Origin of the sequence: Kitasatospora sp. NPDC004669, assembly GCF_040609455.1 — a bacterium.
Classification (GTDB): Bacteria; Actinomycetota; Actinomycetes; order Streptomycetales; family Streptomycetaceae; genus Kitasatospora.
This window is the reverse complement of the sequence record NZ_JBEXKB010000037.1, coordinates 1-20,347: the sequence shown is the minus strand read 5'-3', so window position 1 is coordinate 20,347 and position 20,347 is coordinate 1. Positions and strand designations below refer to the sequence as shown.

The window sequence follows — 20,347 nt, the reverse complement described above, 5'->3', positions numbered from 1 at the left end:
CGCCGCTGCCTTCACCTGCCTTCAGGGATTGCGGAGCCAGGCTCTTACTTGGTGGTGCCGATGTTCAGGTAGTCGTACTCACCCGACCAGGCCGGGTTGGACGCCAGGTTGGTGGCGCTGTCCGGGCGGTACAGGAAGACCTTGAAGTCGGTCAGCGGGACGTAGACGGCCTGCTCCATGACCTTCTTGTCGATCTGGGCGTAGATCTTCTCGCGGGCCGCCTTGTCCGGGTTGACCGCGGCGTCGTCGATCAGCTTGTTGACCTCGGGGTCGTTCAGCGAGGCGAGGTTGCTGTTGCCGGAGGGCTTGATCGCGCGACCGTCGACGATCTGCTGCAGGAAGCCGTAGCCGGTCGGCCAGTCGGCGCCCCACTGCATCATCATCAGGCCGATGTTGTGGTCCTTGGTGAACTGCGGGGCACCGGCGCTGTCGGTCAGGTACTTGCCCTGCGGGAACTGCTGGATCTCGGCGTTGATGCCGACCTTCTTCAGCGCGGCCTGGATCGAGGTCGCCGCGGCGATCTCGGTGGCGCGCTCGGTGCGGGCGGTCAGCACCGTGCTGAAGCCGCCGTCCTTGCCGCAGGCCTTCAGGGCGTCCTTGGCCTTGGCCTCGTCACCCTTGTTGTCCTTGGTCTCGTACAGGTTGAAGTCCTGGTGGCCCGGGATGTCGGGCGGCAGGACGGTGTTGGCGATCTGGCCGCGGATCGGGCCGCCCTCGGCGGTCTGCACCGAGACCTTGTCGATCGCGAACTGGACGGCCTTGCGGCAGTCCAGGTTGTCGAACGGCGCGACCTGGGTGTTGATCGCCATGTAGACCAGGCGGCCGCCGTAGGCGTTGTCGGTCTTGGCCTTGAGCTTCGGGTCGCGAAGGATCTGCGCCTGGGTCTGCGGGTCGACGCCGCCGCCCACCAGGTCGACCTGGGCGTTGCCGGCCAGCAGGTCCTTGTCGATGGTGGCCTGGTCGATGTTCATCTTGAGCACGATCTTGTCCGCGAGCTGCTTGCGGATCGGGTCGGTGCTCTTGTCCCAGTTGGTGTTCGGCACCAGGACGGCCTGCTTGCCATCCTCGTAGGACTCGAACTTGTAGGCACCCGAGGCCACGATGTGCTTGACGTAGTCGGCGCCGGTGTCCTTGGCCTGCGGGACCGGCACGGTCTGCGGGGCGCTGACCAGGTAGTCGAAGTCCGCGAAGGGGTGCTGGAGGTGGAAGACGATGGTGAGGTCGTCCGGAGTCTCGATCGACTTCAGGTCGCCGGTCTTGTCCTTGTACGGACCCTGGTACGGCGTCGGGTTGTCGACCAGCAGGTCGTGGAAGTACGTCGGGCCGTTGGAGTTCACGTCCGGCGCGAAGTTGGAGCGCTCGACGGCGTACTTGACGTCCTTGGAGGTGATCGGGGTGCCGTCGTCGTACTTCAGGCCCGCGCGCAGCTTGTACGTCCAGGTCAGACCGTCCGCACTGGGCTGGCCCATGGACTCGGCGAGGTCTGGGACGAGCTTGTTGCCGTCCTCGCCCGGGGCCGGGTTGAAGGTGGTCAGCGGACGCCCGTACAGGCGCGAGAAGTTGTAGATGTACGCGTAGTACGTGTTCCCCGGGTCGAGGGAGTCGGGGGTGCCCTTCATCTCGTAGGTGACCGTCCCGCCCTTCTTGTCCGAGGCGTTGACGATGCTCTTGGTGGCCGCGTCCGCGCCGCCGGCCGTGGAGCCGGAGGCCGAGGAGGACGTGTCGCTGCTCTTCGAGCTGGAGGAGCAGCCGGTGACGACCAGGACCGCTGCTGCGGCCGCGGCGGTCAGCGCGACGGTACGGGACCTACGCATGGGTGAGATCAACCCCTTGAGGATGTGGAGGAGGAAGGGTCCTGACGCAGGGTCAGTCGATCAGGGTCAGTTGCTCTTGGGATCGAGGGCATCACGGAGCCCGTCGCCGAGCAGGTTGAAGGCGAGCACGGTCAGGAAGATCGCCATACCGGGGACCACCATGTACTGGGGGTCGACCTGGTAGTACCTGATCGCGTCGTTGAGCATCCCGCCCCAGGAGGCCTGCGGGGGCTGGATTCCGACGCCGAGGAAGCTGAGCCCGGCCTCGAAGAGGATGTTGGTCGGGATCAGCAGGGTCGAGTAGACCAGGATCGGACCGACCAGGTTGGGCAGCAGTTCCTTGAACAGGATGAACGGGCCGCGGGCGCCCAGACTGCGGGCCGCGTGGACGAACTCCCGCTCGCGCAGCGACAGCGTCTGTCCGCGCACGATCCGGCCCATGTAGGGCCAGTTGAAGAAGCCGATCACGAAGATCAGCACCATGATGTGCAGCGGGAGGCCGTGCAGGCCGAACGCGCCGCCCTGGAGCGAGGCGGAGATCGCGATGGCGAACAGCAGCAGCGGGAAGGCCAGGAAGATGTCCATCACCCGGCTGATCAGGGTGTCCACCCAGCCGCCGTAGTAGCCGGCCATCACGCCGAGCACGGTGCCGATGGTGTTGGACAGCAGGGTCGCGCCGAAGGCGACCAGCAGGGAGACCCAGGAGCCCTCGATGACCCGGGAGAGCAGGTCACGGCCCTGCAGGGGGTCGACACCGAGTGGGTGGTCCCCGCTCATCCCGCCCCAGTCCCCGATCGGCAGACCGCCGAGGTTGGCGTCCAGGATGTCCGGATCCTGGTGGAGCGCGTCGGGGTCGAGCCCGAACATCGCCTCGATCGGCTTGGCCAGCACGGCGAGCAGGATCAGCAGGATCACCACGACGCCGCCGGCGACGGCGGCCTTGTCCCGCTTGAAGCGGGTCCAGGCGATCCGACCGAGGGAACGGCCCTCGATCGTCTTGGCCGGGGTCGGGGAGGCCGGTGCCTCCGGTTCGTTCCCGGCGGTTGTCACGGATGCGGTCATGGTCAGTTGGGTCCCCTCGCCGACGGTGGCCGGCCCACGGGTGCCGGGCGCCGGCTTCGGCGGTGCGGCTGCGGACGTGCGGAGGTGCTTAGGAGGAGCGGGTGTTCGCGGCAGTACGGGCGTGCACAGGTACTGCCACCACGCGGGATGGGCGTCGCATGGATCGAGCGGTCGGCGTGCGCGTTCACCTTCGTGGGGCTTCCAGTACGCGCGGTGCGTTGCGCAGAACTCTCCGACATGCGAACAGCCTTGCGCCAGCCCTGACAACCGACAGATGCCCAACTGTGATCTGCGTACATGCACCTCTCCGGTCCTCGGCATATCCCTCTTCACACGGCTGTAACAGCCATGCCAAGATGTCCGGACTCCGGAATGGGAAATTCGTCCGGAAAGCACCGAAGCCGACCTGACGGAGAATCAAGTCGGCTTCTTGGTAAAGGCTTTGGCAAGAAAGGGTTTTGAGATCAGCGGCCCGGGTATCCGGGCCACGCCTGCGGCGGCTGCTGACCCCAGCCCGGCGCGGGCGGCTGGGTGCCGTAGTACCCGGCCTGCGAGTGGTAGCCGGGCGCCGCCACCGACGGGTACGGACCGGTCGGCGGGCGGCCCGCCTCGCGGTCGAAGAACGGCCGCGCGTTGGCGCGCATCCACAGCGCCACCGGGTCGTACTCGTCCGCCATCGCCACCGTGGACACCGCGAGCCCCTCCGGGGCCACCGCGATCGCCCGCTGCATCAGCGCCCGCACCGCCTCCACGGCCGGCGGCGAACTCTCGTACAGGTCCAGCCCGATCGCCAGGTACGGCTCCCCCACCGCCGGCTGCACCCAGGCACGGCGCAGCGCCCGGACCGCACGCACCTCACCGGCCTGCCGCTCCAGCAGCGCGAAGAACTGCTGGGCGTTCACCTGCGGCTCACTCAGCTTCAACGGACCGGCCGGCAGCCGGTCCAGGCCCGCGGCGATCCGCCGCAGGTCCGCCCAGGGCACGCCGACCCCGCCGCCGGGGGCGTGCGGGTTGAGCCACAGGCCCCAGCGGGTGCGGTACAGCGAGGCGGCGATCTCCCGTCCGGAGATGACCTCGTGGGCGCGGGCCCAGCCGGAGGCCGTCAGCTGCTCGGGCGAGGTCACGGCCGGCGCGTAGCCGTGGCCGCTGATCTCCATGTTCCCGTACTGCGCGTCCGGACTGCCCGGCGTGCCGTGCCAGAGCAGCATCCAGACCTGACCGTCGGCCAGCGCGTGCAGCAGCCGCTCGTACGCGTCGAAGCGCTCCGGCGCGACCTCGCGCAGGGCGCGCTCCAACGCGCCCGGATCCGCCGCCGGGCGCCCGGCCGGCGCCTGGCCCCAGGGCCCCGGCACACCGCCCGTTCCCGCTCCCGCACTCATGCGCCCACCTCGCCGCGCCTCTTTCCTCGAACCAGCCGGCCCGTCGGCCGTCTGCACGCACCCTATGGCGCGGCACCGGCCGCCGCCACGGCGACGTGCCTGTTGGACGTGCCTGTCAGCGGACCCCACTCACACCCGCGTGTAGAAAGGCAGTACCCGGGTGAGCAGCCACTCGACCACCGGGTCCTCAGCGAGGTCGAGAAGTACCAGGTGGACGCCGCCGGGCAGCGGCGCGGTTCCCAGCGCCCGGCCGAGCGCCTCGTTCACCGCGCCCGGGTCGGCCGGGGCGGCCGGGTCCAGCTGGACGCCCACGAACATCACGGTCGGTTCGCCCTCGATGCTGGCCAGCGCCCGGCGCGCGGTCAACACCCCGGGCAAGGCCGACAGTTCCGCCCGACAGGCGGCCAGGAAGTGCTCCGGGTCCTCGCCCGGTACCGGCTCGCGCAGCGCCACCCGGCCGCCGGTCGGCGCCTGCGGGTGCTGCTCCCAACGGTCGTCACGCGGCCCGCGGCGCAGCTCGGCCACGCCCTGCGGCGGCACCGGGATGCCCACCGCCGCCTCGGGGTTGACCGCGATGCCCACGCCCAACGGCAGTCCGCGGGCGAACTCCCAGGCGGGCGCGATCGCGAATGCCATCCCCGGCGCCTGCTGGAGGAACAGCTCCTGCGAGGAGAACACCGGCACGTACGGGTCGCCGGCCAGCTCGATGGTCGGCAGGTCCAGCGCCTGCCCGGCCGGGTCTCCCCCGGCCGGCAGCGGGATCCACACCTGACTGCGGGCCAGCACCTCGATCACCCGCGGCGTCGCGCCCGGGTCGCCCAGCGCGGCCGTCAGCACCTGCTCCAGCTCGTTGGCCGGCCAGGCACCGCCCGACGGCGCCGACTCCGGCCCGCCCCATCCCTGCTGCTGCCCCACCGGGTACTCCATGCGCGCCTGAACCGCCCTCTGCCGGTCGGCTGCCCACTGCTGTGCCGACGCGGAAGAGTTTAGGGCTCGTGTTCGCCTCTATGTCGTGTGACCGGGTCCGCCCCGTGCCGCGTGACCGGGTCCCCCCTCCCCTCCTCCGCGCGGACGTGCCATGATGTGCGCGTCCGTCGGCATGCGCCGCGGGCCCCCACAACTCCACACCGGCCGCTCGAACCCGCGCGGGAGAGCCCGGAGTGCCGCTCAGGCGGTACAGCCGGCGCCGAAGGAGCAAGTCCTCCCCGGAATCTCTCAGGCCCCCCTACCGCGCGGGTTAGGCACATCTGGAAAGCGGCGCGCGGCCCTGTCGCGCGCCCACCCACGGTGCAAGCCGCCATGCTGTCCTCCAAGCTGGAAACAGCTGCGGGCAGGTGAGCGGTGAAGCTCTCAGGTTCGACGACAGATGGGGAGACCCACGCCGCCGCATGCCCGCGCGCAGGGTCGGTCCCCGAGCGGGTCCGGTTCCGGCGCGTGCACCCCTGAGTGCCCCGACCGAGGAGTTCCTGGCCATGTCGTCCCTCCGCCTGACCGCGCTCGACGCGCTGCACCGCGCCCTCGGCGCGACCATGACCGACTTCGCCGGCTGGGACATGCCGCTGCGTTACGGCAGCGAGCGCGAGGAGCACCTCGCGGTCCGCACCAAGGCCGGTCTGTTCGACCTCTCGCACATGGGCGAGATCACCGTCACCGGCCCGCAGGCCGGCGAGATGCTGGACCACGCGCTGGTCGGCTTCGTCTCCGCGCTCGGTGAGCTGCGCGCCCGCTACACCATGATCTGCGCCGAGGACGGCGGCATCCTGGACGACCTGATCGTCTACCGCCTGCGCGCGGACGCCTTCCTGGTCGTCGCCAACGCCTCCAACGCCCAGCTGGTCCTGGACGAACTGATCGCCCGCGCCAAGGGCTTCGACGCCGTCGTCACCGACGACCGCGACACCTACGCGCTGATCGCCGTCCAGGGTCCGGAGTCCACGGAGATCCTGGCCAGGACCACCGAGGCCGACCTGCCCGGCCTGAAGTACTACGCCGTCCTCCCGGCCCAGGTGGCCGGCCGCGAGGTGCTGCTGGCCCGCACCGGCTACACCGGCGAGGACGGCTTCGAGATCTTCTGCCACCCGGTCGACGCCGAGGCGATCTGGCAGGCGCTGACCGTCGCCGGCGAGGGCCACGGCCTGGTCCCGTGCGGCCTGTCCTGCCGCGACACCCTGCGCCTGGAGGCGGGCATGCCGCTGTACGGGCACGAGCTGTCCACCGACCTCACCCCGTTCGACGCGGGCCTGGGCCGGGTCGTCCGCTTCGACAAGACCACCAACGAGGGCGCCTTCGTCGGCCGCAAGGCGCTGGAGCAGGCCGCCGCCGCGGCCGAGACCAACCCGCCGAAGGTGCTGGTCGGCTTGGTCTCCGAGGGCAAGCGGGTGCCGCGCGCCGAGTACACCGTGGTCTCCACCGAGGGCACCCCGATCGGCCGGATCACCTCGGGCGCGCCGTCCCCGACCCTGGGCCAGCCGATCGCGATGGCCTACGTGGACGCGGCCCACGCGGCCCCCGGCACCACCGTCGCGGTGGACGTGCGCGGCAAGCACGAGCCGGTCCAGGTCGTGGCGCTGCCGTTCTACAAGCGCGCCCGCTGATCCACCGGCGCGCCCGCTGATCCACCGGCGCGCCCGCTGATCCACCAGCGCGCCCGCTGAGGCCGTCCGGACGAGGCCTTCCAGGCCGTGTCGAGGCCGGTTCAAGGCCCCCCGTTATCCCATACCCGCACGTCGAAAGCCGTCCGCGCGGCGGCCCGCTTCGCCGTACCCGCTTCCCATCCTGGAGAATGACGCCATGAGCAACCCCCAGCACCTGCAGTACACCAAGGAGCACGAGTGGCTGACGGCCGCCGAGGGCGGTGTCTCCACGGTCGGTATCACCAAGCACGCCGCCGACGCGCTCGGTGACATCGTCTACGTGCAGCTGCCCGAGGTCGGCGACACCGTGACCGCCGGCGAGACCTGCGGCGAGCTGGAGTCCACCAAGTCGGTCAGCGACCTGTACTCCCCGGTGACCGGCGAGGTCACCGAGGTCAACCAGGACGTCCTGGACGACAACGCCCTGGTCAACAGCGCCCCCTTCGAGGGCGGCTGGCTGTTCAAGGTCCGCGTGGAGTCCACGGACGAGCTGCTCAGCGCCGACGAGTACGACGCGCTCACCCACGCCGGCTGACCCGCTCGGCACCGGGCGGGCCGCGCGCACACCGGCCCGCCCCCACCGTCCCTCCGCCCACCCGTCGCCCGCCACCACCCTGCCAAGGGCGCGCGTCGCACGGCACCCCTGATCCTCCTCCCGGGAAGACCACACCATGACGGTTCTCAACCAGTCCCTGCACGCCCTCGACCCGGAGATCGCCGCCGCGGTCGACGCCGAGCTGCACCGCCAGCAGACCACCCTGGAGATGATCGCCTCCGAGAACTTCGCCCCGGTGGCGGTCATGGAGGCCCAGGGCTCGGTGCTCACCAACAAGTACGCCGAGGGCTACCCCGGCCGCCGCTACTACGGGGGCTGCGAGCACGTCGACGTCGTCGAGCAGATCGCGATCGACCGCATCAAGGCCCTGTTCGGCGCCGAGCACGCCAACGTCCAGCCGCACTCCGGCGCGCAGGCCAACGCCGCCGCGATGTTCGCGCTGATCCAGCCGGGCGACACCATCCTGGGCCTGAGCCTGGCCCACGGTGGTCACCTGACCCACGGCATGAAGATCAACTTCTCCGGCAAGCTCTACAACGTGGCCGCGTACCACGTGGACGAGAAGACCGGCCAGGTCGACATGGCCGAGGTCGAGCGCCTGGCCAAGGAGCACCAGCCGAAGCTGATCATCGCCGGCTGGTCCGCCTACCCGCGCCAGCTGGACTTCGCCGAGTTCCGCCGGATCGCCGACGAGGTCGGCGCCCTGCTCATGGTGGACATGGCGCACTTCGCCGGCCTGGTGGCCGCCGGCCTGCACCCGAACCCGGTGCCCTACGCGGACGTGGTCACCACCACCACCCACAAGACCCTGGGCGGCCCGCGCGGCGGCGTCATCCTGTGCAAGGCCGAGTACGCCAAGAAGATCAACTCCGCGGTCTTCCCCGGCCAGCAGGGCGGCCCGCTGGAGCACGTGATCGCGGGCAAGGCCGTCGCCTTCAAGGTCGCCGCCTCGGAGGAGTTCAAGGAGCGCCAGCAGCGCACCCTGGATGGCGCCCGCATCCTCGCCGAGCGTCTGCTGCAGGACGACGTCGCCGAGGCCGGTGCCACCGTGCTGTCCGGCGGCACCGACGTCCACCTGGTCCTGGTCGACCTGCGCAACAGCCAGCTCGACGGCCAGCAGGCCGAGGACCGCCTGCACGAGGTCGGCATCACGGTCAACCGCAACGCCATCCCGAACGACCCGCGCCCGCCGATGGTCACCTCGGGCCTGCGCATCGGCACCCCGGCCCTGGCCACCCGCGGCTTCCAGGCCGAGGACTTCCGCGAGGTCGCCGACATCATCGCCGAGGCGCTCAAGCCCGCCTTCGACGAGACCGTCGCCGCCGCGCTGAAGGCCCGCGTCACCGCGCTGGCCGACAAGTACCCGCTGTACCCCACCCTGGGCGGCCAGGCGTAGGTACCGGCGAGTAGGTGACCTACCGACGGGCAACCCGCCGGTAGCGTGACCGGCCTCACCCCCCATTCGTACCAGGGGCTCCGGGGCACCCCGCACACTGGACAGTGAGCGGGGTGCCCCGTCCCATGTCAGCCCTGCCTGCAAGTCCCTCCACGAGACAGACAAGGACGTCCCCGTGGCCATCAGTGTCTTCGACCTCTTCTCCATCGGCATCGGCCCGTCGAGCTCCCACACCGTCGGCCCGATGCGCGCCGCCCGGATGTTCGCCCGCCGGCTGCGGTCCGAAGGCCTGCTGCCCCAGGTGACGGCCGTGCGCGCCGAGCTGTACGGCTCGCTCGGCGCCACCGGCCACGGCCACGGCACGCCGAAGGCCGTCCTACTCGGCCTGGAGAACAACTCGCCCCGCACCGTCGACGTCGACCAGGCCGACAAGGACGTGGAGCGGATCACCGCCGAGAAGCGGATCAACCTGCTCGGCGAGCACCCCATCGACTTCGACCCGGACAGCCAGCTGGTCCTGCACCGGCGCCGCTCGCTGCCCTACCACGCCAACGGCATGACCCTCTGGGCGTACGCGGCGGACGGCTCCACGCTGCTGGAGAAGACCTACTACTCGGTCGGCGGCGGCTTCGTCGTGGACGAGGACGCGATCGGCGCGGACCGGGTCAAGCCCGACGACACAGCGCTGCGCTACCCCTTCCGCACCGGCGAGGAGCTGCTGCGGCTCACCCGGGAGACCGGGCTGTCGATCTCCGGCCTGATGCTGGAGAACGAGAAGGCCTGGCGCAGCGAGGAGGAGATCCGCACCGGGCTGCTGGAGATCTGGTCCGTGATGCAGGAGTGCGTGCGGGCCGGTATGTCCCGCGAGGGCATCCTGCCGGGCGGCCTGAAGGTCCGCCGCCGGGCCGCGTCCGGCGCCCGCGCGCTGCGCGCCGAGGGCATCGGCCCGGCCAACGCGATGGAGTGGGTGACCCTCTACGCGATGGCGGTCAACGAGGAGAACGCCTCCGGCCGCCGGGTGGTCACCGCGCCGACGAACGGCGCGGCGGGCATCATCCCGGCCGTCCTGCACTACTACCTGAACTTCATCCCGGGCGCGGATGAGGAGGGCATCGTCCGCTTCCTGCTCGCGGCCGGCGCCATCGGCATGCTCTTCAAGGAGAACGCCTCCATCTCCGGCGCCGAGGTCGGTTGCCAGGGCGAGGTCGGCTCCGCCTGCTCGATGGCCGCGGGCGGCCTCGCCGAGGTCCTCGGCGGCACCCCCGAGCAGGTCGAGAACGCCGCCGAGATCGGCATCGAGCACAACCTCGGCCTCACCTGCGACCCGGTCGGCGGCCTGGTCCAGATCCCCTGCATCGAGCGCAACGGCATGGCCTCGGTCAAGGCCGTCACCGCGGCCCGGATGGCCCTGCGCGGCGACGGGCGGCACCACGTCTCGCTGGACAAGGCGATCAAGACGATGAAGGAGACCGGCGCCGACATGAAGATCAAGTACAAGGAGACCTCGCGCGGCGGCCTCGCCGTGAACGTCATCGAGTGCTGAGCCTCCCACAGCATGAGGGTCTCCTACCGACCTCCGGAGGTCCCGCCCCGCAGCACCCGATGGAAGCGGGCACTGCGGGGCGGGAAGCATGACGAGTAGGCCCTGCCCGGCCACCCGCGATGGCATCCAGACGGGGAGTGTCAGGGCTTCCGATGCTTGCCGATGCGGTTCTTACGTGGCGGGGCTGGAGGCAAGGGGATCACTCCGTCGCCCTCGATGCCGTGAAGGATGCGCTGGGCGGCGGCGTAGTTGTCGGCGATGGCCTCCGGCACCCACTGGTAGCCGTCCCAACGGGAGACCAGGCGGGGAAGATGCTGGTGGAGGTGGGATGGGGCGTCCTCGTGGCCGATGATCGCGGCCTTGAGCCGTCCGACCGGCCGCAGGCGTTCCTCCCGGCGTGCTGCCCACGTCTCCAGCGGTTCGTCCTCGTCCACCTGGCCCTCCTCCGCGACTGGTCACCCACCCTAGCGGCGGCCTACACGGGCAGCAGCCAACTCGGGCCGCCAGGGGCGCCGATCCACACCCGCTGTTCGTCGCCATTCACCGTCAGACCGAACTGGTCCTGCTCCGGGGCGCCGGCCTTCTCCCAGCGCTCGAAGGTGCGCTCCACCGCGTCCCAGAGCGGCAGCGGCCCGCGCTGGTGAACCGTCCAGCCCGCCCTGGCCGGCTCGGTCCAGGCCTGTGAGCCGGTCGCGGTGTCGAGCAGGATCGCCTGGGCCCCGGCGCCCAGGAGCTCGGCCGAGGGCGCGGCGAGCTGGGCGAGAAACCGGCCGGTCCAGGACCACAGCCGCGACGGGTCGAGGCCGGTCTGCCGGGCGACGCCCGCGTGCATGGTGAACGTCGGGCGCGGCGGCGGCTGGTGCGGCCGGGCGAGCATGAACGCCGTCTGCTCGCCGGTGAACCGGCCGCTCGCGGTGCCGTCATCCTGGAGCGTGAGGTGCACCAGCCCGGACGCTTGCATCCACCCGCTGAGGCACGTCGTGATGGTGCCGCCGGGTCGGAGCTGCCAGAGCCACGGGTACGGGATGCTGCGTACCGAGCAGGTCGCCACGATCCGATCGAAGTCCGTACCGGGTTGCCGCTCGTCCAGGCCGTCGCCGACGATCAGGGTCGGGGTGTAGCCGAGGCCATGCAGGGCCTTCCGCGCGCGGGCTCCGGCCGCCCGGTCGATCTCGACCGAAGTGACCAGGTCGTCGCCGAGGCGGTGGCACAGGACCGCGGTGGAGTAGCCGGTGCCGGTGCCGATCTCACGGACCCGGTCACCGTCGGCGATGCCGGCGGCCTCCAGCATCCGAACGACGAGCGAGGGCAGCGTGGACGACGAGGTCGGCAGCCCGTGCACCGGGCCGGTCGCGTCGGCGGCGTCGACCCCGCCGACCTGTGTCACCCACGTCTCGTTCCTGTATGCCATCACCAGCCACTCCTCCTCAGGGACCTGATGGCGGCGCAGCGGCTCGTAGACCGTCAGGCCCTGCGGGTCCCGGCCCTGGCGGAACACTGCTTCGGAGAGGAACACCTCGCGCGGCACGTCCTCGACGGCCTTGCGCCAGGCCGGCTCGGTCAGCCCCTGGTCGGTGATCCCGTTGGCGAGCTGCCGCCGGAGCTGTGCGGTGTCGGTCATGCTGCTCCTCTCTGGAGAAGGTCCGCCAGAGCGGCGGTCATCGGCAGCCCGGTCGGGGGCTCCATCCAAGCCCATTGCCCGGAGGGGTTGCACTCGATCCACACCCAGCTGTCCGCGGCGCGCTCCGGGCCGGTGAGCGCGAAGTCGAAGGCGCCGAAGACCAGCCCGAAGTGCCCCAGGTAAGCGAACAGGGCGTGCTCGACGTGCTCCGGGACGGGGATCGCCGTGTAGGTGTGGGTGGAGTAGTCGACTCGCCAGTCCAGCAGGTCGCAGTCGATCCGAACGGCGAACACTCGGTCGCCGATCACGGTGATCCGCACGTCGGCTATTTTGTCGATGCGCTGCTGGAACAGGTGCATGGTGCCGGCCACCGAGTCGCCGATCTCCTCGGCGGCGACCTCGGTAACGGGCACGGTCTGGGCGATGCCGTCGACCAGGTACGTCGGCATGCTGATGGGTTTGTGGATCACCCGTCCGTGGGCCTTGATGAACTGGCGGGCCGCGTCGGGCTCGTTGGTGAGCAGCGTCGACGGGACCTGGAAGCCGCAGGCCGCGGCGGCGGCCAGGCCGGACGGCTTGTACTCGGCATCACCGATGCGGTTCGGGTGGTTGACGTACAGGCACCGGGGGAGGGAGACGAGGACACCGCCGAGGCCGTAGCGGGCCTGAGCAGCGGCGACCCGGGCGTCCTGCGGGTCAAGGTGGGGGAAGGCGAAGGCGGCCGGCCGCCGGTAGTACAGCGACCGAATCGCACCCAGCCCGGCGAGCCGGGTGGGCGTTCGCACGCTTCCCTCCCACTCCTGTGCGCTGCCGCCGATCCGGGCGGTGCACGAGAGGGTGGCGGGGAAGTCACCGGCGTCGAACCGCACGACCGGGACGTCCCGGTCGTGCAGTTCGGCGATCACCAGGTCGGCGGTCGGGTCTTGCAGGTTGGTGACGACCGCGACCGGTCCATCGGTAGGGAACGTCACTGGTCGGTGTCGTTCCCCGTGTCGCTGTCCGCGGCGTCCCCGCCCTGGGTGTCACCCTGGCCGGTGGTACCGGTCGGCGGGTTCGTCCCGGACGACGTGCCGTGACCCGGCATCATCATCGGGACACCGTCCGGACCGAAGTACCGCGCGGTCTGGCTCGCCGGGTCCAGCTCGATCCGGCCGACGGTGCCACCGCCCTCGAACGGCGGGTACGGGGCGATCTGCCCCACGACGAACGGGGCCGGGGTCATGTGCCCCTGCGGGAGCGGGCTCCCGGTCGGAAACCGGTCCGTGTAGTTGAACATCGCGCTACCTCCATGTTGTCGGTGCTGATGGTCGTGCTGGTGGTGCTCGGCCTCCCGGGCCTGGTGTCGTCGTCAGGCCCGGGAGGAGACAAAGGGCGACCAGGCTCGACCTGATCGCGTTGATGCGGGTTCGGCTGGCAGTACCGCACCAGGGCGATGTGGGCGGTGAGATCCGCAACCCAGGGCCCCCAGCCCCATCCCCGGCACGTCACGCACTGCCCGTACTCAACCGGGGCGGTCAACGTGCCGCCGACGACGCTCAGTCGCCGGCCTTCAGGCACTCCGGGTGAGCGACAGCAGGCCAGCTGTAGTGCACGCTTCCGGGAGGGGCGTCGGTGTAGAGGGTGCCGACGTAGGCCAGGCGCGTCCCGCTGCAGTCCGTGCTGAGGATGCAGGCCTGGCCGCGCAGCTGTTCGCTGGTCACCCGGGGCTGTCGGATGGACCCTCGAACGGGCGGAACTCCACCATGATTGTGTCCGCAGTCATGGCGCGCTGCTCGGTCACTATTCCCCCGTCGGGGTGGTCTGGCATCCGGAAGCGCAGGCCACCACGGCCCAGCCGAGCGGCGCGGCCTTGGAGCCGATCGACGTGTAGACGTGGCCAGCCGCAACCATCGGCGGCTCAGGCGAGCCACAGCTGATGCACGCCTCCCCGTGGAGCCGCACGGGGCTTATCGACCCCGGGTCGGCAACCTGCAGGCTCGGTGTTGCTGTCACGCCCTAAGTGTCCCCGGCGGCTATCCCCGAAAGTGCCACATCCTGTGGCACCCCTTCAGACTGCCTTGGCCCACCGCGCGAACTGGAGTAGCTGCTCGTCCCGCCCGCGCGACAGCCGGACCATCGTGGCCAGCTCCGCCCGCACCTGCCGGTGCTCGCGCACGTGCTGCGGCGCGATCCGTCGAGCCACCAGCAGCGACTCCTTCGCGTGCTGCGGCTGTCCCAGAAGCATCTGAGCCCGGCCGAGGTCGATGTAGTAGTGGCTCCGGCGCTCGGCGGGCAGACCCCGGGAAGGCGCCCACCTGGCAGCCGCGTCTACCGCCTCCCGCAGATCCTCCGGCTCACCCAGCTCGACCGCCACGGCCAGCCGGTGAATCTCCAGGCTGTCTGGGCCGACGGCAGTGCCGTCGTACAGCCGCTCCCGCACCCGGCAGGCGAGCGCCTCGGCGTCCCGCAGGTGCCCGCGGGCCTCGTCCGGACGTCGCATCCGGCCGGCCGCAACCGCCGCCCGCATGTGCAGGGCAGCAGCAGCCGCGGCAAGCGGCTCCGTCGTCGGCGCCGGCACCCGGTCGACGGCGGCCCGCAGCGACCGCATGCCCGGGCCCAGCTGGCCAGTGGCGAAGAACGTCTCCATGCGGACGTATGCAGCGGCAGCCTCCAACGCTGGGTCAGCGGCGAGCGATGCCGCCCACCGCATCAGCTCGACCAGGCGTGCGCTGAGGTCGCGGTAGTCGAATTTGTACGCCGCTGCGTCCGCCGACCTGATCGCCAGCGCCAGGAGCCGGGCGGCTCGCTCACGGTCAACGCCGTGCGCCTGGTCGACGGCGCGGAACAACTCCTACAGCAGCGGCGGCATCTGCTCGGCGAGGCGCACGTACTGGGACTGCACCCGGTCATCGACAGCCCGATTGACGTCGGCCGCGATCGCGGACAGCGGCCGCACAGGGCCGTCGTCCGGCAGGTCGAAGGCGGCGATGACGCGCTGCAGCTCGGGGATGGCCTGGTGCACCCTGCTGTCCGTACGCCGCGGACCATCGGCCAGCTCCTCCGGGGTGGTTCCCATCGCCTTGGCCAGCGCGTCGAGGACCGAATCGCTTGGCCGCCGCTCGCCGCCCTCGACCTTGCGGATCATGCTGACGCTCACGCCGGACAGCCCCCAGGCCTGACGTCGCGACAACCCGGCAGCACGGCGGGCAGTTTCGATTCGCTGACCGAGTGCAGCAGCAGTCGTTCCGGGCATGGTGTGACTCCGTTCCGTGGTCGCGCTCGGAACGGTACCGGCGCCCGTGCGGGCGCCGGGCAGATTCGCTCCGGCGGCGTGACCGCCGGGGCGGTCCTGCTACAGGTCGACCAGCAGCGCGGGCAGCTCTGTCAGCGAGTTCACGATCCAGTCCGCATCCGGCGCGTTGGTCGTGAGGCCGATCGGGCCACGGCGAAGGTGCGCGGTTCGCAGGCCTGCCGCCCGGGCTGGCGTGATGTCGTTCGCCGGGTGATCGCCGACGTACACGATCTCGTGAGGCTCGCCGGGCGCCCACGCCGTCACCCGCTCGAAGAATGCCTTGCTCGGCTTGGACACCCCCCACTCACCGGACGTGGCGATCGCGTCGGCCGGCAGGGTGAGCTCGCGCAGCAGTTCGGACACTATGGCGTTCTGGTTGCCTGCGATCCCCACCCACAGCCCGGCATCCTGGATCCGGGCCAGAGCCGGGCGGACGTCTGGGTAGAGGTCGGATTCGGCCAGGACGTCGCCCTGGCCGGCAGCCTGCCGCGCCCGCCACTCCGCGGCCACGTCCACGCCCGGCCGGACGATCCGGATCGCGTCCGCGTTGTCACGGCCCTGAGCAAGTACGGCCCCGACCAGGGCCGACATCGTGTGTGTGGGAACGCCGAGCCACCGGGCCCAGTCGCCCCAGTAACGGGTGTCGCTGGTCAGGGTCTCGCCGATGTCGAACACCACGGAGCGCATGGAGTTGAGCTTAGGAGACATGACGAAGCGCCCCCGCCCTCCCGGAGGAGAGCGGGGGCGTGGTGGTTCAACGGATGAGGGGTACGACGGCCGCGACGCCGGCCGGTCAGGGCGACCTCGACCCCGCTGTCACGACCGCCATGGGCATCCCGGGTGGGCTTGCCGAGCACCCGCGTGTTGCAGGGATGCCGGGGCGATTCGGAACGGACCTGAACGGGGTGGCGGCGCGCAGCAGAGCCGTACGAACGTGGCAGGACTACACCAGCGACACCAGGAGGACCAGAGCGTGATCGACGTAGAGCTGCGGCACTACCGTGAGCTGACCGAGGAGGCTCGTACGGCGCTAATCGACGTGTACGCAGATGTGCGGGCCCCACTCCTCCACTTGCCGAACTACGCGCTGGACACGTTCACGGATCGTCTTGACAGGCACGGCAGCGAGCCCGGCTTTGAGGCCGTCATCGGGTACGACCACGGGGAGCCCGTCGGATATGCCTACGGCAACACCATCCAAGATGGCGACCGCTGGTGGACACGCATGAACCGCCCCATGGCCGCCGAGGTCACTTCCCTGCCGACGCTCGCGCTCAAGGAGATCGGGGTCCGCGCGCCGTGGCGGGGCACCGGCGTGGCCAGGCGCATCCACGAGGAGCTGCTGTCCGACCGCACCGAGCCTCAGGTCACCCTTATGGTCAATCCTGCCGCCGGGAACGGCAAGGTCGTTTCCCTCTACGAGACGTGGGGATACAAGGCCGTCAACGAGGTCCAGCCCTCCCCTGAGGCACCGCCGCTCGTCGCGATGGTCCGACCGCGCCTTGAATCCCCACAGCCCTGAAGATGGCGAAGCCCCCCGGGCGGATTTCCCTCCGCCCGGGGGCTTTTCGCTTTTCGCGCTGGCCGACGACGTGTCGGCGACGCCATAATCGCGGCGGGTCGCTTCACGTCAGAGGGGGGAGACGGATGACCTTCCAGCCGTCGGAGCCGTACCGGCCACCGGTGGACGGACCGTCGGGGGGTGCGGTACCGCCGCAGACCCCGCCGCCGGTGGATCCGCTCGCGCCGCAGGGGACGAATCCGTTCGCGCCGCCGCCCGTGCTGCCTCCGCAGGCGCCGCCGCCGTTGGCGTCGCCGCTGTTCAACCCGCCGCGTCCGCCCCGGCCGCAGGCCCCGCCCTCGACGGGGCGCTCGCGCCGCTGGGTGCTGGCGGCGGCGCTCGCCGGGGCGCTCTTCGGTGTGCTCGCGGGCGGCGGCGGCTGGTACCTGCTGAACCGGCACGACGGCGGCAAGGCGATCACCGCCGCCACCGGCACGGCCGCGCCGACGGCCACCACGGCGCCCTCTCCCACCCTGACGACCGGCTTCCCGTCCCCGACACCGACACTCACGCCGGCATCCACGCCGACACCGACGCCGACCGCGACAGCGACCGGGGCGCGGCTGAGCCTCGTCCAGGACCCGGCGGGCTTCGGCCTCCTGGTGCCGGACGGCTGGCGGCGCCGCCCGGACGGCCCGCCGGTGTTCTACGACTCCCCCGACGGCGAGAGCCTGATCCAGGTGTTCTCGATGGGCGGCGGCGCCCCGTACGACCAGGCCGTCGCCACCGACGCCAGCCTGGCCTCGAACCCGGCCAGGTTCCCCGGCTACCACCGGATCCGCCTGGAGCAGACCCCCGGCGGCGGCGCCGAGTTGGAGTACGCCTACGACCTGGCCGGCCACGGGGTGCGCCGGGTGGTCGACCACATCCTGGTCGCCCCGGACGGCCAGGCCTGGGCCGTCCTGGTGGCCGGCCCCGAAGCGAGCTGGCCCACCCCGTCCGGGGACCTGCTGCACTCCGCGGTCGGCTCCTTCTGCCTCGCCGGGCGCTGCCCGACGGGCTGACCGGGCACGCGGACCGGGTCGTCCCGCTACGCGTCCGCCGCGCGCAGCTGCCCGAAGAAGGCCCTGATGTCGGCGGTCAGCAGGTCCGGCTCCTCCATCGCGGCGAAGTGGCCGCCCCGGTCCAGCTCCGTCCAGCGGACGATGTTGTCGGACCGCTCCGCGATGTGCCGCAGGACCAGGAAGTTCTCCGCCGGGAACAGCGCCACCGCGGTGGGGGCGGTCGACGGCTCGGCCGGCCGGCCCCAGTAGTCGGCGTGGGTGCGCTCGTAGTAGAGCCGGGCCGAGGAGCCGGCCGTCCCGGTGAGCCAGTAGAGCATCACGTTGGTGAGCAGCTGGTCGCGGCCGACGGCGTCCTCGGGGCGGTCCACGGAGTCCGTCCACTCCTTGAACTTCTCGGCGATCCAGGCCAGTTGCCCGACCGGTGAGTCGGTCAGGCCGTACGCCAGGGTCTGCGGCCGGGTGGTCTGGATGTCCGCGTAGCCCTTGCGCTCCCGGTTCCACTCACGCATCCGCTCCCAGGAGGCCAGCGCCCGCACCCGCTCCGGCGCGGAGAGCCCGGCGAGCTCCTCCTCGGTGGGCTCGCTCTCCGCCGCGCCCCCGGGGATCAGGTTCAGGTGCACCCCGATCACCCGGTCGGGGTGCACCCGGCCGAGCTCCCGCGAGATCGCCGAACCCCAGTCGCCGCCCTGCACGCCGTACGAGTCGTAGCCCAGCCGCCGCATCAGTTCGGCGAAGGCCGCCGCCACCCGCCGGTACTCCCAGCCGGTCTCCCGGGTCGGGCCGGAGAAGCCGAAGCCGGGCAGGCTCGGGATCACCAGGTGGAAGGCGGGCGCCCCGTCCGCCCCGTGCGCCCGGGGGTCGGTGAGCGGCCCGATCAGCTCGGCGAACTCGACGATCGACCCGGGCCAGCCGTGCGACAGCAGCAGCGGCACCGCGTCCGGCTCCGGCGAACGGACGTGCAGGAAGTGGATGTTCGCGCCGTCGATCGTCGTGGTGAACTGCGGCCACTGGTTGAGCCGCGCCTCGGCGGCCCGCCAGTCGTACTCGTGCCGCCAGTACCGCGTCAGCTCCATCAGGTAGTCGCGCGGGATCCCGTAGGCCCAGCCGACCCCCGGCAGCTCGTCCGGCCAGCGCGTCCGGTCGAGGCGCCGGCGCAGGTCCTCCAGGTCGCTCTCCGGAACGGCGATGCGGAACGGGTGGATGCCTTCATCGGGCGGCGTCGTCATGTCGGCTCATCGTAGTCGCCCGAACACGGTCAAAATCATGGAACGGCGGCATCCACCCGGCCGTCGGCCCCGCCCCTCCAGCCGGGCCGACGTCCCGTGCGACAGCGGGCGGTTACCGGCGGCCCGGGAGGGCCAGGAAGGCCAGCCCTGCGGCGAGGACGGCCAGGCCGCACCAGGACACCACCGGCAGGCGCTCACCCAGGGCGGCGACGCCGAGGACGGCGGCGACGGCGGGTTCGGCGAGGGTGAGGGTGGTGGCGGTCTGGGCGGAGGTGTGGCGCAGGCCGTGGCCGAAGAGCCGGTACGCGAGGAAGGTGGTGATCACCGCGAGGTGCAGGACGACGCCCGCCCCGCGCGCCGAGAGCAGCCAGCCGGTCGGGCCGGCGAGCAGCACGGGCAGCACCAGCAGTGCCGCGCCGCCGAACATCGCGCCCATCACCCCGCCGGACGGGTGCCCGGCCCCGATCAGCCGGCCGCCGATCAGCGAGTACACCGCGTACGAGAGCCCCGAGAGCGCCGCCAACAGCACCCCGAGGAGGTCCACCGCCGCGCCGCCACCGGCGAGTTCGGGCCCGAGCACCAGCACTGCACAGCCCAGCACGGCCAGCGCCGTGGCCCCGGCCCAGCGTCCGCCCGGGCGGCCTTGCCGGGCGAGCCAGACGACCAGCCCGGTGAAGACCGGAGCGCTTCCCAGGGCGATCACGGTGGCCACCGCCACCCCGGTACGGGTCACCGCCGGGTAGAAGGTGAGCGGGTACCCCGTCACCGCCACGGCCCCAAGCGCGAGAAGCCACCGTTCCCGACCACCGCAGGAGCGCGCCAGCGTCCGGGCGGAGCGGTCGGTGAGGAACAGCAGCAGCCCGCCGAGCACCAGCGCGGCGGAGCCGATCCCGGTCGCCGGGGCGCCTGCGGGCGCCAGCGAACTGGCGGTCCCGGTGGTGCCCCACAGCAGGGCGGTGGCGAGGATCGGCAGCGGCCCGTCGATCGGGCGGGTGCGGCGGGGGGCGGGGGTCAGACGAGCGCGCGCGGGCGCGGATGAACGATTCGGCACAGTGGTGAACTTCCGTCGTCGAAGACCGTCGAAGGGACTGGTTCCGAGAACGGGCGCACGCCACAGAGCCCCTGGACGGGGCTGTGGGGATCAAGTCACCGGAGCGGGCGCCCGATCAGGCGCGGAGCGGTGGCCCACCGACATCGTCTCGGTCGAGACCGTGCACCTGGAGCCGCTGGGCCTCTACTCCAAGAAGGTCAAGGCGATCACCGACCTGCCGGACGGCTCCA

At 71.4% G+C, this 20,347-nt stretch carries 21 protein-coding genes and 1 riboswitch; of the genes, 7 read left to right on the top strand and 14 right to left on the bottom strand.

All coding sequences use genetic code 11. The annotated features are described in order from the left end of the window. Positions 1-44 precede the first annotated feature (44 nt). The 4 genes from ABZW30_RS27425 to ABZW30_RS27410 form a co-directional block, all read right to left on the bottom strand. Positions 45-1,814 carry an ABC transporter substrate-binding protein gene (locus tag ABZW30_RS27425; RefSeq protein ID WP_355673870.1) on the bottom strand — a complete coding sequence of 590 codons (1,770 nt, stop codon included), beginning with the start codon at positions 1,812-1,814 and terminating at the stop codon, positions 45-47. Between the two features lie 66 nt (positions 1,815-1,880). After that, positions 1,881-2,876 (bottom strand): ABC transporter permease, encoded by a 996-nt coding sequence (locus ABZW30_RS27420; protein ID WP_355673869.1) that lies wholly within the window; start codon positions 2,874-2,876, stop codon positions 1,881-1,883. A 464-nt stretch (positions 2,877-3,340) separates the two neighbouring features. Next, on the bottom strand, positions 3,341-4,255 hold the full coding sequence (locus tag ABZW30_RS27415; protein WP_355673868.1) for an enhanced serine sensitivity protein SseB C-terminal domain-containing protein: 915 nt from the start codon (positions 4,253-4,255) through the stop codon (positions 3,341-3,343). A 129-nt stretch (positions 4,256-4,384) separates the two neighbouring features. Further along, entirely contained in the window at positions 4,385-5,170 is a 786-nt protein-coding gene (locus ABZW30_RS27410) for an enhanced serine sensitivity protein SseB C-terminal domain-containing protein (RefSeq protein ID WP_355673867.1), read from the bottom strand. Positions 5,171-5,391: 221 nt separating this feature from the next. Further along, positions 5,392-5,496: riboswitch (glycine riboswitch) on the top strand. A gap of 231 nt (positions 5,497-5,727) precedes the next feature. Between ABZW30_RS27410 and gcvT the strand changes: the two genes are divergently transcribed. The 4 genes from gcvT to ABZW30_RS27390 all read left to right on the top strand — a co-directional run bounded on the left by gcvT (position 5,728) and on the right by ABZW30_RS27390 (position 10,383). Continuing rightward, positions 5,728-6,849 (top strand): glycine cleavage system aminomethyltransferase GcvT, encoded by a 1,122-nt coding sequence (gene gcvT, locus ABZW30_RS27405; RefSeq protein WP_355673866.1) that lies wholly within the window; start codon positions 5,728-5,730, stop codon positions 6,847-6,849. A 196-nt stretch (positions 6,850-7,045) separates the two neighbouring features. Beyond that, positions 7,046-7,423: a glycine cleavage system protein GcvH gene (gene gcvH, locus ABZW30_RS27400; RefSeq protein ID WP_355673865.1), complete on the top strand. Its 378-nt coding sequence runs from the start codon at positions 7,046-7,048 to the stop codon at positions 7,421-7,423. Positions 7,424-7,559: 136 nt separating this feature from the next. Beyond that, complete coding sequence (glyA, locus tag ABZW30_RS27395) at positions 7,560-8,840, top strand: serine hydroxymethyltransferase (RefSeq protein WP_355673864.1); 1,281 nt, start codon at positions 7,560-7,562, stop codon at positions 8,838-8,840. Between the two features lie 175 nt (positions 8,841-9,015). Then, positions 9,016-10,383, top strand: a complete 1,368-nt coding sequence (locus tag ABZW30_RS27390) for an L-serine ammonia-lyase (RefSeq protein WP_355673863.1) — start codon at positions 9,016-9,018, stop codon at positions 10,381-10,383. 140 nt (positions 10,384-10,523) lie between these two features. Here the strand turns inward: ABZW30_RS27390 and ABZW30_RS27385 are convergent, their stop codons facing one another. The 8 genes from ABZW30_RS27385 to ABZW30_RS27350 all read right to left on the bottom strand — a co-directional run bounded on the left by ABZW30_RS27385 (position 10,524) and on the right by ABZW30_RS27350 (position 15,962). Beyond that, the gene (locus ABZW30_RS27385) at positions 10,524-10,817 is read right to left on the bottom strand and encodes a DUF6087 family protein (protein ID WP_355673862.1); all 294 of its coding nucleotides are present in this window, start codon (positions 10,815-10,817) and stop codon (positions 10,524-10,526) included. 41 nt (positions 10,818-10,858) lie between these two features. After that, positions 10,859-12,004: an ATP-grasp peptide maturase system methyltransferase gene (gene tgmC / locus ABZW30_RS27380; RefSeq protein WP_355673861.1), complete on the bottom strand. Its 1,146-nt coding sequence runs from the start codon at positions 12,002-12,004 to the stop codon at positions 10,859-10,861. Next, a complete protein-coding gene (gene tgmB / locus ABZW30_RS27375) occupies positions 12,001-12,975 on the bottom strand; it encodes an ATP-grasp ribosomal peptide maturase (RefSeq protein ID WP_355673860.1) in 975 nt (324 codons plus the stop codon). The genes tgmC and tgmB overlap by 4 nt, the downstream gene beginning before the upstream one ends. After that, complete coding sequence (tgmA, locus tag ABZW30_RS27370; RefSeq protein WP_355673859.1) at positions 12,972-13,280, bottom strand: putative ATP-grasp-modified RiPP; 309 nt, start codon at positions 13,278-13,280, stop codon at positions 12,972-12,974. The genes tgmB and tgmA overlap by 4 nt, the downstream gene beginning before the upstream one ends. A gap of 259 nt (positions 13,281-13,539) precedes the next feature. After that, complete coding sequence (locus ABZW30_RS27365) at positions 13,540-13,704, bottom strand: hypothetical protein (protein WP_355673858.1); 165 nt, start codon at positions 13,702-13,704, stop codon at positions 13,540-13,542. A 347-nt stretch (positions 13,705-14,051) separates the two neighbouring features. Next, a complete protein-coding gene (locus ABZW30_RS27360; protein WP_355673857.1) occupies positions 14,052-14,831 on the bottom strand; it encodes a transcriptional regulator in 780 nt (259 codons plus the stop codon). Positions 14,832-14,834: 3 nt separating this feature from the next. After that, a complete protein-coding gene (locus tag ABZW30_RS27355) occupies positions 14,835-15,236 on the bottom strand; it encodes a helix-turn-helix transcriptional regulator (protein WP_355673856.1) in 402 nt (133 codons plus the stop codon). Positions 15,237-15,335: 99 nt separating this feature from the next. After that, entirely contained in the window at positions 15,336-15,962 is a 627-nt protein-coding gene (locus tag ABZW30_RS27350; protein WP_355673855.1) for an HAD family hydrolase, read from the bottom strand. Positions 15,963-16,248: 286 nt separating this feature from the next. On the opposite strand from ABZW30_RS27350, the gene ABZW30_RS27345 reads away from it, so the two are divergent. Together ABZW30_RS27345 and ABZW30_RS27340 are read left to right on the top strand one after the other, a co-directional pair. Continuing rightward, the gene (locus ABZW30_RS27345; protein ID WP_355673854.1) at positions 16,249-16,797 is read left to right on the top strand and encodes a GNAT family N-acetyltransferase; all 549 of its coding nucleotides are present in this window, start codon (positions 16,249-16,251) and stop codon (positions 16,795-16,797) included. 125 nt (positions 16,798-16,922) lie between these two features. After that, positions 16,923-17,840 (top strand): hypothetical protein, encoded by a 918-nt coding sequence (locus ABZW30_RS27340; protein ID WP_355673853.1) that lies wholly within the window; start codon positions 16,923-16,925, stop codon positions 17,838-17,840. A 26-nt stretch (positions 17,841-17,866) separates the two neighbouring features. Here ABZW30_RS27340 and ABZW30_RS27335 read toward each other — a convergent pair whose 3' ends face one another. Next, positions 17,867-19,066 carry an epoxide hydrolase family protein gene (locus tag ABZW30_RS27335; RefSeq protein ID WP_355673852.1) on the bottom strand — a complete coding sequence of 400 codons (1,200 nt, stop codon included), beginning with the start codon at positions 19,064-19,066 and terminating at the stop codon, positions 17,867-17,869. 112 nt (positions 19,067-19,178) lie between these two features. After that, positions 19,179-20,117, bottom strand: coding sequence for an EamA family transporter (locus ABZW30_RS27330; RefSeq protein ID WP_355673851.1), 939 nt, complete (start codon positions 20,115-20,117; stop codon positions 19,179-19,181). 1 nt (position 20,118) lies between these two features. Here ABZW30_RS27330 and ABZW30_RS27325 point away from each other — a divergent pair. Next, a partial coding sequence (locus ABZW30_RS27325) for a MetQ/NlpA family ABC transporter substrate-binding protein (protein WP_355673850.1) occupies positions 20,119-20,347 on the top strand: 229 nt, incomplete at its 3' end.

Coding starts and splice junctions, on each gene's coding strand:
- ABZW30_RS27425 (WP_355673870.1), bottom strand. CDS start 1,814: ATGCGTAGGTCCCGTACCGTCGCGCTGACCGCCGCGGCCGCAGCAGCG.
- ABZW30_RS27420 (WP_355673869.1), bottom strand. CDS start 2,876: ATGACCGCATCCGTGACAACCGCCGGGAACGAACCGGAGGCACCGGCC.
- ABZW30_RS27415 (WP_355673868.1), bottom strand. CDS start 4,255: ATGAGTGCGGGAGCGGGAACGGGCGGTGTGCCGGGGCCCTGGGGCCAG.
- gcvT (WP_355673866.1), top strand. CDS start 5,728: ATGTCGTCCCTCCGCCTGACCGCGCTCGACGCGCTGCACCGCGCCCTC.
- gcvH (WP_355673865.1), top strand. CDS start 7,046: ATGAGCAACCCCCAGCACCTGCAGTACACCAAGGAGCACGAGTGGCTG.
- glyA (WP_355673864.1), top strand. CDS start 7,560: ATGACGGTTCTCAACCAGTCCCTGCACGCCCTCGACCCGGAGATCGCC.
- tgmC (WP_355673861.1), bottom strand. CDS start 12,004: ATGACCGACACCGCACAGCTCCGGCGGCAGCTCGCCAACGGGATCACC.
- tgmA (WP_355673859.1), bottom strand. CDS start 13,280: ATGTTCAACTACACGGACCGGTTTCCGACCGGGAGCCCGCTCCCGCAG.
- ABZW30_RS27355 (WP_355673856.1), bottom strand. CDS start 15,236: ATGCCCGGAACGACTGCTGCTGCACTCGGTCAGCGAATCGAAACTGCC.
- ABZW30_RS27350 (WP_355673855.1), bottom strand. CDS start 15,962: ATGCGCTCCGTGGTGTTCGACATCGGCGAGACCCTGACCAGCGACACC.
- ABZW30_RS27340 (WP_355673853.1), top strand. CDS start 16,923: ATGACCTTCCAGCCGTCGGAGCCGTACCGGCCACCGGTGGACGGACCG.
- ABZW30_RS27335 (WP_355673852.1), bottom strand. CDS start 19,066: ATGACGACGCCGCCCGATGAAGGCATCCACCCGTTCCGCATCGCCGTT.